A 13954-nucleotide genomic window follows, 5' to 3' on the forward strand; every position below is an offset into this window, starting at 1 on the left:
ATGGCACTCAAGGCACTGGACATCTACAAGCTCCTCCCCAAGAAGAACTGCAAGGAGTGCGGCGACCCGACCTGCCTCACGTTCGCCATGAAACTTGCCGGGGGGAAAGCGGATGTCGAGCTCTGCCCGTACCTGAGCGACGAGGCAAAAGCCATTCTCGGGGCGAGCACGCGGCCCCCCATACGGCTCGTAAGGGTCGGGGTTGGCGAGCGGTTCTTCAAGGTCGGGGAAGAGACGGTCCTGTACCGGCACGAGAAAACGTTTTACCACCCGCCGGGCATCGTCTTCCGCGTCAGGGATACGCAGACAGCTTCGGAGATTGCGTCAGTCACCCTCCGGGTGCGGGACGAGACCTTCACCCGGGTAGGAGCCGATCTCCGGTTCAGTGGCATTGCCATCGAGAATACCAGCGGGTCGGCGGAAACCTTTGCCAGTGCGGTTGCGGCAGTCGAGCAGGAACAGGCGCACCTGCCCCCGGTGCTCATTGCAAAGGATCCTGCAGCGCTCAAGGCAGCCCTTGTCCACTGCGGCTCCTACCGGCCGCTCCTCCATGCAGCGACCGGGGAAAACCATAAGGAAATGTGTGCGCTTGCCCGGCAGTACGGCTGCCCGCTGGTTGTCAGGGCTGCAACGCTCGACGGGCTTGTCCAGCTGGTGAAGGACTGCACAGCCGAGGGGATACAGGATCTTGTGCTTGACCCGGCACCGGACACACTAGGTGCGTTCATCACCCGTTCCACCCAGATACGGCAGCTCGCGATCACGCGTTCAGTCCCTGAGATCGGGTATCCTGTTTATCTTGATGCCACCGCCACCGGGCAGCAGGACGCAGCGATCGCGCTGGGCATCGTGAAATATGCATCGGTCATTGTCACTGATCCGTTGTCAGTCGGGTCGACAAAGGCCGCCCTCACGCTCCGCCAGAACCTCTATACGGATCCCCAGAAGCCCATCCAGATGAACCCCGGCCTGTACCGAGTCGGGACGCCGGACAAGGACGCACCGGTACTGATGACGGTGAACTTCTCGCTCACTTTCTTCACGCTCCAGGGCTATCTCGAATCCAGCCGTGTCCCCTGCTTCATGCTGATCGTTGATACCGAAGGGCTGTCGGTCCTGACCGCCGTTGCCGCAGGTAAGCTGAGCGAGACCTTAGTTCGGGACGCGATAAAAAAATTCGGTGTTGAGGATGAAGTCTTGCACCGGAAACTGATCATCCCCGGGTATGCCTCACCGCTCTCCGGGCGGATCGAGGAGGCGACCGGCTGGAAAGTCCTCGTCGGTCCCCGTGACGCGGCCGAGATCGGGGAATTCCTGCACGAGGAGTGGAAGAGATAAATGCGGACCGTTACCTTCCTTCCCAGTTACCGCAAGATCGATGTGGAGCGGGGGACAACCCTCCTCGATGCCGCCCAGCGGGCCGGTCTGAACGTGAACGTGGTCTGCGGCGGCCAGGGGAAATGCGGCAAATGCGTGGTCTACATCCAGTCGGGAAGGGTAGACTTTGACAAACAGAAGTACGGCCGGTTCTTCACGGATGCCGAACTGCAGAAGGGGGCGTGCCTTGCCTGTGAGTCCACGGTGCAGGGCGACCTCCATATCCTAGTCCCCGAGAGCACTCTCATCCAGGAACAGAAGATCCTCGTGGAGGGACTGGATCAGGCGATCGATTTTCGCCCTTCTGTCCGGAAATACTATGTCGAACTCCAGCCGCCCAGCCTCGCTGATCCCTCTCCCGATCTCTCCCGTCTGCTGTGGGGAATCCAGAAAAGCGGCGGGCCGGTGGCAGAGAAGATGTACGCCCCGCTTGAAGTGCTCCGCGAGATCCCGGCGATCCTGCGCCACAGCGAATGGAAGGTAACCGGGACCATCGGCCTCGTGCCCGGAGGATATCGTCTTCTCGATCTCCAGGAGAACGACACATCAAAGCGCGTGTTCGGTGCCGCGGTCGATCTCGGGTCGACAACGATTGTGGTCTACCTCTGGGACCTCGTCACCGGCAAGGTCGTCAGCGTTGCCTCAAATTACAACAAGCAGATCAGCTGCGGGGAGGACATCCTTGCCCGGGTAAACTTTGCCCGCAAGAACGGCCTTACCAAGCTCCAGTCCCTTGCTGCAGAAAGTATCAACCAGGCGATCACCTCCGCATCCAACACGGCGGGGATTGACCGTGAGGACATCTACGAAGTCGTGGTGGCAGGTAATACGGTGATGACGCACATGCTCCTTGGCATCGACCCCGCATACATGATCGCCGAACCCTACGTTCCGGTCGTCCGGCGGGCGCTGTCCGTTGCAGCCGGACGCATCGGCATCACCTGCAACCCGAACGGTGGCCTGTTCATTTTCCCGGCCGTCAGCGACTTCATAGGAGGTGACATTATTGCCGACATCCTTGCCTGCGGCATGAGCGAGAAGGAGGAGATCTCGCTCCTTGTCGATATCGGCACGAACTTCGAAGTCGTGCTCGGCAACAAAGAATGGATGTTCTCCTGCGCCGGTGCTGCCGGTCCTGCACTGGAGGGCGGGGAGGTCCTCTTCGGCATGCGGGCAAACCCCGGTGCCATCGAGGAGATCACGATCGACCCGGTTACCCTGAACCCGAAGTACTCAACCATCAACGGGATCCGGCCCCGGGGAATCTGCGGATCAGGCCTGATCGACCTGCTCGCCGAACTTCTCTGCTCCTGCGTAATCGACCGGACCGGGCGGATCAATACGGAGATCAACAATCCCCGGATCCGTAAAAACGCACACTTCCCGGAGTATGTCATTGCGTGGGCAAAAGAGACTGATATCGGCAAGGACATTGTCATCACGGAAAACGACATCAAGAACCTGATCATGAGCAAGGCCTCGGTCCATGCGGCCTGCATCACCCTCATGAAGGAGGCGGGAGTGACCCGCCACGAGATCACGACGATCTATTTCGCGGGGGCGTTCGGCAATTACCTTGACAAGAAAAATGCAACCATCATTGGCCTCATCCCGGAGATTGAGATCGAGCAGATCAAGAACATCGGGAACGGCGCTGTGGCCGGCGCAAATATCGCACTCATCAACCGCAGGGCGCGCAAGAAACTCGATGACATCGCATACAAGATTGCTTATATTGAACTGAATGCCGAGAGTTCCTTCATGGACGAATATACCGGCAGCACATTTCTGCCGCACACGGACCTCTCGCTCTTCCCGATGGTCCAGAAGCTGCTGGAATCGTGTCGGATCCGAAGGGAGTGAACCTCATGGCAACGATGATCCCGTCACCCCACTCGCTCGCAACCGGCGTCGGCGCACTGCCCCACACGGACCCGAAACAGGCCTGCGACGACGTCCTCTCCATCTTCCCGGACTTTCCCTACATCCCGACCCTCCCGGACCGTAGCCAGCTCGAAGGCATCGTCTTCAACGATTCCGAACAGCTCCCGGGCCGCCTGATCCGGGAGGACCGGCTCCTCTTTGACAGCACGCGTGACCAGACTGCCGCGATGGAAAAAGTCTACATGGATTTCGTGGAGGGGAATTTTGCCGACTATGGCCTCCACCGGGAATATGCATCGGCATTCGTCGAGATGATGTCCCGGAAGATCGCCAAAAGAAGCGTCCTGAAGTGCCAGGTGACCGGCCCGGTGACGTTCGGGATGCAGGTGGTGGATGCAAACAAGCGGCCCATCTATTACGATGCCCAGCTCGCGGATGTCCTCTCGAAGATGATTGCCCTCAAGGCCTGCTGGTGCGAACAGGCAATGCGGGAGCGTACCGGGGTTACGGAAACGCTGGTCGTACTCAACGAGCCCTACCTTGCCTCGCTCGGATCATCGGTGGTCCCGGTAAACCGCGAAACGGTCCGGGCAGGATGGGAAGATATCTCGTCGCTTGTCGAAGGCGGTCTGGGCATCCACTGCTGTTCCAACACGGACTGGGAATTTGTGATCGGCCTCTCCCCATCGGTCATCTCCCTGGATGCCTATGCGACGGCAAAGGAGTTCCTCCTTTATGCGGATTCCATCGTCCCTTACATGGAGAAAGGTGGGGTTGTCGCGTGGGGGATCGTGCCCGCCGAATACAGGATCTTTGCCACGGAATCCGTGGACTCGCTCTACAGTAAGTATCTCGCGATACGCTCCCAGCTCTGCTCCCGTATGCCGGAAAAACTCTTCGATGCACAGTCGCTCGTTACACCCAGCTGCGGTATCCGGTTCGCCGACCGGGACGGGTCGCTAGTAATCATGGAAGCGGCCGCGGAGATCTCCCGGCGCATCCGATCCGGTGAGGCAGACGCCCACACATAGGGGATAAAGAGGCTATGTCAGCGCACCCGTTCACGATTGCAGTCTCCGGCAAGGGCGGGACCGGTAAGACTACCATCAGTTCCCTTCTCATACGGTCGTTTATCAGGCTCGGGGAGGCACCGGTCCTTGCCGTTGATGCCGACCCGAACGCAAACCTCCACGAGGCACTGGGCGTCACCGTGCACGAAACTCTCGGCAGTATGCGGGAAGAGGCCTTCTCCCGCACTATCCCCCCCGGCATGAACCGGCATGACTACGTACGGTTCCGGTTCCGTCAGGCGTTAATCGAAGCGGAGGGGTTCGACCTGGTGGCAATGGGCCGGCCGGAGGGGAGCGGGTGTTACTGTTTCGCCAACGATCTCCTCTCGGAATGCATGCTTCAGCTGGAACGCGACTACCATTTCATCGTCATCGATACCGAAGCCGGTATGGAGCATATCAGCAGGGGCACGATCGGGAAACCCGACATGCTCCTCATTGTCAGCGATCCCGGCGCCCGGGGGCTGCGGACGGTTGCCCGGATCCGTCAGATTGCCACCCAGCTCGGTCTTGAAAAAGAGAAGATCCACGTGGTATTCAACCAGTACAAAACCGGTACCGCTCCGGTCGATATCGGCGATGAATCGCCGATTGCTATTATCCCTGAAGATCCTGCCGTAGAGAAAGCGGATCTCGCAGCAACACCGGTATCCCTGATCCCGGAGGGATCTCCTGCCCGGACTGCTGTCCGGGAGCTTGCGGTGAAGATCCGGGCGATGGCGAGAAAATAATTGATGAGATCGTTAAACACGATACTGCATAAAACTACTATTCCTGATAAATTACGATAGGTGCCGCTGCCCCCGACGGGATGCAATCGAAGAATCTTTCGGATTCTTCTCAAGCCAATCGTCGCTGATACGACGATTGTCTCCACGCGGCGGATCGATTACGAATAATCAACAACGCAGATAATCAGGCCAGCCGTGCCTCATAGGGGCCCTGAGGCAGGGAGCCATCGTAATTATCTTAAAAAAACGTGTTGCAAAAATTTTTCTAAAAACTAATTAGAAAAAGGAAGAGAATCAGATGAACATCGCCACTGCGATTGTCGTCGTCCAGAGACCATTCTTGTCCCCCTCCGCAGACTGGCAGGTGTTCTTGGTCTTGATGATCTTGCCGCTCGCCTTGTAGGTCTGTTCACGTTCTGACCAGGCTGCATTGACATCGAATTCGATACCGAGCGTCGTTGCGAGCATGGTCGCCGCGAGATCCTCGGCATATTCACCAGTCTTCTTCTCGGTCTCCCCGTACGCGTGGTGTTCCGACAGGTACCCGTACTCTTCCGAATCGCTCGGGAGGGCAAGCCCGATTGCCGATGAGACGAGTCGGTTCGGCTCGTTGGTGTCATTCCGTGCCATGACACAGAAGGTTATCGCGCCGGGTTCGAGTTTCCGGAGCCCCGCAGAACGGGTGATCTGTTTGCATTTCGGGGGGAAGATGCTCGAGACATAAACGAGGTTGCATTTCTCGATACCAGCCTTCCGCAATGCAAGCTCAAAAGAGGCAAGACGATCTTTATGGACACCAACGCCCTTGGTGAAAAAGATCTCTGTCGGAACGTACATAACTCTTATTATACCCGACTCGTTTTTAATTTTTTGTCATTATGGGACAAAAAACAAGGATTCTCGTCTTTTTCTCAACAGGTTTTTCGATCGCGCCCATTAACATTGTCGGTTTTTACCCGGAAAAGGATAAAAATATTCAGATCTTGTTGAACTTATCGAGAATTTCCGGAAGCTCGTCCATTCCGTCAATGATAAAATCCGCACCGGAATCCTGATGGCCGGCAGCGAACCGGTCGCCATACCGGGCATACACGGTCCGGATGCCCAGCCGGGCGCAGGGTTCGATGTCACGCCGGATGCTATCGCCAATGAGGAGTGCATCACCCGCAGGAGCCCGCATCATCTCAAGAGCTGCAAGGAATGGTTCCGGAGCCGGTTTCTTTACATTCACCATATCGTATGCGACCATGCCGGAGAAGAAGGGCAAAAGACCGATCTTTTCAAGGCGCAGGGTGGCATCCCGGGAATGTGCGTCAGTGACAATACACATCGGATATCCCCGGTCATGCAGGTATTTCAGGGTCTCTGCAACGCCGGGATAGGGCGAGATGTGCCGGAGTTTTTCCGTTTCATAGATCCTGCAGGCTTTTTCATACATGCCATCGATCGGGATGCTGCGCTCTTCCATGTACTGCCGGATATTTTCGTGCGACTCGAATCCGTGCACGGGCTTGAGGAAATACGAGAACAATTCCTCACCATCTTTATACCCGAGAAACCGCACGATCTCCTGGCAGGACGCGATCTGTGCACCGACGAGATCGAAGAGGGTGTTGTCCATATCAAATAATAATGCAGAGACAGGTTTTTGACAAATTCTCCCCACCCCCGAATCTTGAGTCACAGAGTACTATCATTCCCGGTTCGCTAAAATGTGATCGTTTGAGGTAATGAGCAATCGCATACCCTCGACCAACATGACCCTCCTTTCGCCATGGGGATATATTCACCCATCGGGCATGAGGTCCGCCAACAGGAATAGGGTAATCATCGGGATTTGCGATCAGATGGCGTTACACTATCGTCAGCCTCTCGCCTCTCCATGAAGAGCATTTTGTTGGGTGCTTTATGCTCATAATGATCTGCCAGTCGTTTCACCTCTTCATAGGCCTTCTGTTTGTCCTTGTACCCGGTGAAGAGGATGCGGATATTATCACTATCATCTTTGAGGTACGCGGCCTCGGGATATTCGATGAGCACGATCTGACCTCCGGGACCGAAGTGTCGCTCTTCGATCTCCCCTATCATATACCGCTCGCGCTGTTCCATTGTCGGAGCGGAGTGTTTGTCTGCATAATGGAAAACGCTCATTTCAATCTCCCTGTGATGAATGATTGTTGATTCATGCGATGATAAATAGCGGATCCTCCTATCATGGTTGCTGTACGTTACTTCCCCTCTACAATCCTCCTTGGGAAAGGTGAATGCACCAGCCGCCATCATACTCCGGGCAGTCCGGTCCCTTGGATGGGACAAGCGATGTATCAAAGTTCTCCGGGTCTTTCATCATTCCGGGGATTGTGTTCTTTTCCATGAACCATAAGGTCGTCTCGGTGGTCATGGGAGATGATCTCAGGTATGGCACCGGGAAAAAATAAGGTAACCCGCTTGTTTCTTCCGTTTTCCCGTGCATTTTTCCCAAAACCAACCGGATTAAAATATAACCCTGAAGACCGCCAATAAAAAAGTAATTGTGTGGATCACTCCTTATGGATGACGTGTACCTTATCGAGATCCGGCTCGGCAGGACCAAATGGAGGGTTAAACAGACCATCTTCGCCATTGCCCTGACGTTCGGCATTGAACCGTATATGGAACGGCACCCGCACGTCACGCTCTACGGGCCGATGGAGCTGAAGGATGGTATCAGCCACCAGCAGGTCCTCGATGCGATCGCAGCCATAGCGGTACAGTATGATCCCGTCCCGTTCACTCTTGACCGTTTTGAGAAACGTGAAGGCATGCATGGCGGTGTCATCGCCTTTTCCGTCCGGCCTTCCGGCAGCCTGAAAAAGCTGGCTGCAGAGATCGCCGAGGCATTACTGCCCATCACCCGGAGCCACAATGCATGGGATGCCCGGCCGGAACAGAAATGGTTTCACATAACGGTCGCCAATCGCCTCGATCTCACGAAGGCGTCTGCGATATTCTCGGCTCTGCCGGGACCTGACAGCACGGACAATCCGCCAGCGCAGCGACGGGGAGTCCTCGCCCGTATCCTCTACCCTATCCGCACATGCCTTTTTCCCGAAAAGGACCATCTCATCCGTCCCATCCTTCTTGACGAGGACGGGCTGAGGATCACGGTCATGCACGGGGAACAGATCCTTGCCGAGTATGATCTCCTTGAAAAACGCTGGGTTTATGAAGATCACCGGCATGACGGCAGATCGTGGCAGGAGACTCTTGCACGGTTCCGGAAACATGCTGGATTTGAGCGTAAGGAACCATGCCCGCACGGTGCCGGCGACATCCTCCTTATTGCCGATCTCCATCTCGGCCATGCAAATATCATCCGCTACTGTTCACGCCCGTTCAGCGTTTCCGATCCCGGCGAGATGGACCGGGTTCTGATCGCCAACTGGAATACCGTCGTCTCTCCCGCTACACGGATCTACCATCTCGGGGACCTTTGCTATGGCAAAAATGTTCCTCCTGCGAAAGAATACCGGAAACAACTTAAAGGAACTATCACCTTCATTGCCGGGAATCACGATGCACCTGACCCGGCGACCCTTTCTTCAGCCCTTATTGAATATATGGGAATGCAATTCCTTCTCATTCATGATCCTGCGATGGCCCCTGCCACGTTTGACGGCTGGGTGGTACACGGCCACCACCATAACAACGATCTCCGCCATTACCCGTTCATCGATTTTGAACACCGCCGGATCAACGTCAGTACGGAAGTGGCGGGGTATGCACCGGTCAGTCTCGCGGATACCTGGTCCCTTATCCAGTACCGCATGACTACCGGAAACACCCAACCGATCCTCCTCAATTATCCCTATACGGAATGAGCGCAGACCATCCAGGGTCCTCCTTCACAACGTATTTACGATATGCCGGATACATCCACCGTAAAGGTGAACATCCGATGCTGTTTGAACGGATAGTGGCAGAGGGCCTTGCCCATAACTCGTACCTTATTGGATCGGGTGACGAGGGGGCAGTCATCGACCCCCGCCGTGACTGCAGGGTCTACCTCGACATTGCGCGCCGGAACCATCTCGTCATCAGAGACATCTTCGAAACGCACCGGAATGAGGATTATGTGATCGGCTCTCGTGAACTCTCGAACCAGTGCGGCGCAGAGATCTGGCATGGGGCACATATGCCGTTCCTGTACGGGAAACCTGTCAAGGACAAAGACCAGTTTACCCTTGGCTCGCTGGGAATCGAAGTGCTTGAAACTCCCGGCCACACGGAGGAGAGTATCACGCTTGTAGTGAGGGATCGGGAGGTTGCAGACGAGCCTTATATGATCTTCTGCGGCGATACGCTCTTTGCCGGCGATATTGCACGCACGGACTTTTTCGGCCAGGAGCGAAAGGCCGAAATGGCCGGTAAAATATTCGATTCCATCACGGGAAAGATCCTCCCGCTCGGCGACGGGGTTATCGTCTGCCCGGCCCATGGCGCAGGATCAATCTGCGGCGGCACTATCGCAGACCACCCGTTCACGACTATCGGGTATGAACGGCAGACAAATCCCCTGATCAGGATGGGCCGCGATGCATTTATTGCACAGCGGGTCACCGAATCTCCGTATCTCCCCCCCTATTTCCGGCAGATGGAGAGGTACAACAAAGACGGGGCGCCTCTCCTTGTCCGTAATCCGTTCCCGAAGGACCTCAGGATTGCCGAAGTAAACGAGTACCGGAGAGCCGGATGCCAGATCGTTGATATCCGCTCCCCGACCAGTTTCGGCGCCAGCCACATCCCGGAAAGCCTCTCCATCTGGCGCGAGGGACTTGCCTCGTTCATGGGCTGGGTCCTCGACTATGAGAAACCGGTCATTCTTGTTGACGATTTCAACCTTGACCTCGACCAGATTGCCCGGCATTTTATCCGGCTCGGGTATGACAACCTTGCCGGTGTCCTTGCCGGGGGCTTTCCCGCATGGACAAAAGCGGCGCAGGAGATTGCAGCCATCCAGACCTGCTCTGTCTGGCAGTTGAAGGAACGTCTTGAAAAAGAATCCCCGTTCCTGCTGGATGTCCGGGATATCAAAAACTGGCGCGCTGTCGGCCACATCCGTGGTGCGCACCATGTCTATGTCGGGGAACTCCCACAACACCTTTCGGAAATCCCGAAGAACGAGCCTGTTGTGGTCTATTGCGATGCCGGGTTCAAAGGAAGCCTGGCCGCAAGCATCCTTGCCCGCAACAACTACCGCACTATCACGAATGTCATTGGCGGGATGACCGCGTGGAAACAGGCAGGGTTCAAAACCGAGCGATAATTTTTGTATAAGCGCCAATTGAAAAGATTTATCTACTCCTGTTGGGAATCACGTTTGAGAGTCTATGGATATCATAAAGATCCCGCGGGTGGACAAAGTTGAATATGACAAACTGATCGAGAAAGGGTATATCTGCCGGATCGCGTTCCAGGGGGAAAAATATCCCTATATTGCCCCGTTCCTGTATGTCTTCGACGGTTCGTTCCTCTATTTCCTCTCGACAAAATATGGCAAGAAGATCGAATATTTCCGGAAAAGCCCCTATGCGTCTGTTGAGATCGAGAAGTTCACCAAGGACCTCTCATCCTACACGTTCGTCACGCTCCAGGGATACCTGGAAGAGGTGCATGACTCGATTGAGAAGAAGATCATTCGGGACAAATTTGTCGACCTGATTGTTGAGCGCAACCTTTCCTGCAACATCCTTGCCGCCCTCGGCCATTCCCCCTTCGATCCACCGGTAGCCATTGCTGAGGAGGATCGTTCCATTGTCTGGAAACTTGTCGGGGTCAAAGACATCGTGTCGCTGAAGAACCTCTGATCACTTTTTTAACGGCTGAAAACTTCTTCAAGTGCATCTGCATCGGTGATGGGGATGGAACACGTATGCGCGGAGCAGACATAAACGGTTGCTTTCCCTTCCTTCCTGACCAGATCTTTTGTGAATGGCGCAAGAGTGGGAAGAGCCGTTGCCGGTGCTGAAGTGGAGCGGAAAAGGACCGTGCAGTTGGGGAGATACCGTGAACGCACGGCAGCGATCATGCGTTCCGTATCTGGTGCACCGGTATCCCCGGCAATAACGATCTCCTGTGAATACCATGATGCCCAATCGATAGCACAAAGGAACCACCCATAGGCTGCGGGATTATCCGTTACCCGGCTCCCGAAATGGCGTGCGAGGGAATGGGCATGTTCCTCATGTGCCGGGTCTCCGGTCAGCCGGAAGAGTCGGATGAGGTTTTCGCAGGACACCGAATTTGCCGACGGGATGGCCCCGTCATAAATCTCTTTCTTCCGGGCAAAAAGCACCTCGGCTTTATCGGATACGGAAAAATATCCCCCCTGTTGCGGATCGAGGAAATGCGCCTGGAAGAGCATGTTGAGGGCGAGTGCATCCGACAGGTAATGCGTATCAAACGTGGTCTCGTACAATTCTATGAGTCCAAGGATGACAAAGGCATAATCATCGGCAAAGGCCGGGATTGCTGCTTCACCGTCACGGTACCGGTGCAGGAGACTACCTCCCCCCGTGCGCATATCCCTGAGCAGGAAGGTCATTGCCCTCTCAGCTGCAGAAAGGTACTGCGCATTCCCCAGTACACGTGCCGCCTTCGCCAGCGCCGCGATAAAAAGCCCGTTCCCGTCAGCCAGCACCTTGTCATCGCGGGAAGGGCGCGGCCGTTTCTCCCGTGCAGCAAACAGCCGGGAGCGTAGAGAATCCAGTCGGGCACTGAGCTCTGGCTCGACCATACCCAGAGAAGTGGCGAGATTGCTCTGCGGCACTGACCGGTAAAGGATGTTTGTGCGGTCACCGTGGCCAAAGCCCGACCAATTCCCGGAAGGCGCTACACTGAAGAGTCGAGCGGCGAGTGTACTATCTTCCGGTCCGAGCACCGCTTCCAGTTCCGCATACGTCCAGAGATAAAACGCACCTTCCCCGCCGGGACTATCCGCATCCTCCGCCGAAATGAACGCACCTTCAGGTGATGGGAGATCGCGGAGGACATAGGCAATGATCTCCTCTGCAGTATGACGGTACCGGTCATACCCCGTTGCGTGGAACGCTTCGGTATACGCCATCAGGAGGAGTGCCTGGTCGTACAGCATCTTCTCGAAATGCGGCACGCGCCATTGTGCGTCGGTGGAGTACCGGTGAAATCCCCCGCCGAGCTGATCGCAGATCCCGCCGTCCCGCAACGCATCCAGTGTTTTTACGGCCATCTCAAGGGCCCGTTTCTTCCCGGTCCGTTTCCAGTACCGGAGAAGGAAGAGCAGGACATGAGGCGTCGGGAATTTAGGGGCATCTCCGAACCCCCCGTACTCGGGATCGAATCGCAGGACCAGTTCCTCGTACCCGTCATCGAGAAGCGTGGCATCCGGCACCTGACCGGGAGAGTCCGGTCGTCGGCCCTGAAGCACACTGATGATCTTTTCTGAAGACCGGAGGAGCTCGGGCCGCTGGTGGTGCCATGCCTGTACAATCCGGGGCAGGATCTCGAGGAGGCCAGAGATGGAGAAGCGGCGTTCTTTCGGGAGGTATGTAGCGGCAAAGAACGGTTTTTTATCCGGAGTCATGATTATGGTGAGTGGCCAGCCACCCTGTCCGGTGACCATCTGGCAGACGCTCATGTAGATGCTGTCGATGTCGGGGCGTTCCTCGCGGTCCACCTTGATGGAGATGAAATCCCGGTTCAGCAGGTCTGCCACGTCGGGGTCCTCAAACGACTCGTGCGCCATCACGTGACACCAGTGGCAGGTCGCATATCCAATGGAGAGAAACACCGGCTTATCTTCACGCGCTGCACGGTCAAAGGCCTCTTCTCCCCACGGGTACCAGTCGACCGGGTTTGCAGCGTGCTGGAGCAGGTAGGGGCTCTTCTCGTGGATCAGCCGGTTGGAAAAACGGGTCACCGTGTGACCGTTTCCTGTTTCGGCCGGAAGATCCCGTTCCATACCCGCACATGAGGCGTGGGACCATATCAGTCTTTCACACGTACCAGCAGCAGGCCCCGGCAATAACGAACCGGGACGGGTGGGATGTAGCGTGATGGACGTGGCATCCTGGATCTCCTGTCGCTGTGCTTATGTGCCCCGTGCCTAAATGATCCTGGGTAAGTCCTGATCGGTATGGAGACGCTTTCCTTTCTCATCGTCATTGCGACCGGCATCGTCATGATGCTCATCTCCACGATGCTGGATCATCTCTGGGCGCAGGTATTGCCCCTGCGGATCTTCTATTACGCGATACGGGCGCCCGGCGTGATCGTCCACGAATGCTCGCATATCCTCGGCTGCCTCCTCACCGGTGCGGCAATAACGAACATGGTATTCTTCTCCAAAGATGGCGGTTCGGTCACGTACACGCGTCCGAAGATCCCGGTGCTCGGCGATGTCATTATCAGTTCGGCACCACTGTTCTGCATACCGCTCGTCCTCACCGGGTTGATGTGGTGCTTCTCCCGGTTCCTTGGCTGCACCTTCCCGGCCTTCCCGGTATCCATCGATTCGACAGGAGCCCTGCACAGCCTTGCCACCAGTATCCTCGAGCTGTTCACGCAGAACCTCTTTGCAGACTTCCATCCCTGGTTCCTGCTCTATCTCTACCTCACGCTCAGCCTCGTCCTCTCGGTTGCCCCCAGCGCACAGGATGTCAGGAATGCGGCGATCGGCATTGTCCTGATCGTGCTCTGCGGGCTGCTTATCTTCATAAGCGCGATACCCTGGGCCGTGAGCATTCTCTGGGAAATAACCAATGTCCTTGGGATGGGTTTTGCACTGGGCCTCACATTCGGCCTGATTGCGCTGGTGGTATCGATTCCCTCCCTGGCATGGTATGTATATACCCACCGGCCGTAGGTATCCTCAGG

13 protein-coding genes are annotated in these 13954 nt (G+C 56.2%); 8 read left to right on the forward strand and 5 right to left on the reverse strand.

All coding sequences use genetic code 11. The features are described from left to right. The 4 genes from acsC to ABSG49_RS06580 are packed head-to-tail and all read left to right on the forward strand — an operon-like array spanning position 1 to position 5062. Complete coding sequence (acsC, locus tag ABSG49_RS06565; RefSeq protein WP_424025320.1) at positions 1-1338, forward strand: acetyl-CoA decarbonylase/synthase complex subunit gamma; 1338 nt, start codon at positions 1-3, stop codon at positions 1336-1338. Continuing rightward, positions 1339-3240 (forward strand): ASKHA domain-containing protein, encoded by a 1902-nt coding sequence (locus tag ABSG49_RS06570; protein WP_424025321.1) that lies wholly within the window; start codon positions 1339-1341, stop codon positions 3238-3240. A 5-nt stretch (positions 3241-3245) separates the two neighbouring features. Beyond that, positions 3246-4292 (forward strand): uroporphyrinogen decarboxylase/cobalamine-independent methonine synthase family protein, encoded by a 1047-nt coding sequence (locus ABSG49_RS06575; protein WP_424025322.1) that lies wholly within the window; start codon positions 3246-3248, stop codon positions 4290-4292. A gap of 14 nt (positions 4293-4306) precedes the next feature. Further along, positions 4307-5062: an ATP-binding protein gene (locus tag ABSG49_RS06580; RefSeq protein WP_424025323.1), complete on the forward strand. Its 756-nt coding sequence runs from the start codon at positions 4307-4309 to the stop codon at positions 5060-5062. A 294-nt stretch (positions 5063-5356) separates the two neighbouring features. Here ABSG49_RS06580 and ABSG49_RS06585 read toward each other — a convergent pair whose 3' ends face one another. From ABSG49_RS06585 to ABSG49_RS06600, 4 genes are all read right to left on the reverse strand, one after another. Beyond that, entirely contained in the window at positions 5357-5899 is a 543-nt protein-coding gene (locus ABSG49_RS06585; protein WP_424025324.1) for a pyruvoyl-dependent arginine decarboxylase, read from the reverse strand. Between the two features lie 139 nt (positions 5900-6038). Further along, a complete protein-coding gene (locus tag ABSG49_RS06590) occupies positions 6039-6746 on the reverse strand; it encodes an HAD family hydrolase (RefSeq protein ID WP_424025325.1) in 708 nt (235 codons plus the stop codon). Positions 6747-6889: 143 nt separating this feature from the next. Further along, positions 6890-7213, reverse strand: coding sequence for a hypothetical protein (locus ABSG49_RS06595; protein WP_424025326.1), 324 nt, complete (start codon positions 7211-7213; stop codon positions 6890-6892). An 88-nt stretch (positions 7214-7301) separates the two neighbouring features. After that, positions 7302-7463: a hypothetical protein gene (locus ABSG49_RS06600; protein ID WP_424025327.1), complete on the reverse strand. Its 162-nt coding sequence runs from the start codon at positions 7461-7463 to the stop codon at positions 7302-7304. Positions 7464-7611: 148 nt separating this feature from the next. Between ABSG49_RS06600 and ABSG49_RS06605 the strand changes: the two genes are divergently transcribed. From ABSG49_RS06605 to ABSG49_RS06615, 3 genes are all read left to right on the forward strand, one after another. Further along, positions 7612-8922, forward strand: a complete 1311-nt coding sequence (locus tag ABSG49_RS06605) for a 2'-5' RNA ligase family protein (RefSeq protein ID WP_424025328.1) — start codon at positions 7612-7614, stop codon at positions 8920-8922. A 77-nt stretch (positions 8923-8999) separates the two neighbouring features. Further along, positions 9000-10367 (forward strand): MBL fold metallo-hydrolase, encoded by a 1368-nt coding sequence (locus ABSG49_RS06610; protein ID WP_424025329.1) that lies wholly within the window; start codon positions 9000-9002, stop codon positions 10365-10367. Positions 10368-10431: 64 nt separating this feature from the next. Continuing rightward, positions 10432-10908: a pyridoxamine 5'-phosphate oxidase family protein gene (locus ABSG49_RS06615; protein WP_424025330.1), complete on the forward strand. Its 477-nt coding sequence runs from the start codon at positions 10432-10434 to the stop codon at positions 10906-10908. Positions 10909-10916: 8 nt separating this feature from the next. Here the strand turns inward: ABSG49_RS06615 and ABSG49_RS06620 are convergent, their stop codons facing one another. Next, the gene (locus ABSG49_RS06620) at positions 10917-13040 is read right to left on the reverse strand and encodes a thioredoxin domain-containing protein (RefSeq protein WP_424025331.1); all 2124 of its coding nucleotides are present in this window, start codon (positions 13038-13040) and stop codon (positions 10917-10919) included. A 174-nt stretch (positions 13041-13214) separates the two neighbouring features. On the opposite strand from ABSG49_RS06620, the gene ABSG49_RS06625 reads away from it, so the two are divergent. After that, positions 13215-13943 carry a hypothetical protein gene (locus ABSG49_RS06625; protein ID WP_424025332.1) on the forward strand — a complete coding sequence of 243 codons (729 nt, stop codon included), beginning with the start codon at positions 13215-13217 and terminating at the stop codon, positions 13941-13943. Positions 13944-13954 lie beyond the last annotated feature (11 nt).

Source organism: Methanoregula sp., assembly GCF_049510175.1.
In the GTDB taxonomy this organism is placed as follows: Archaea; Halobacteriota; Methanomicrobia; order Methanomicrobiales; family Methanospirillaceae; genus Methanoregula.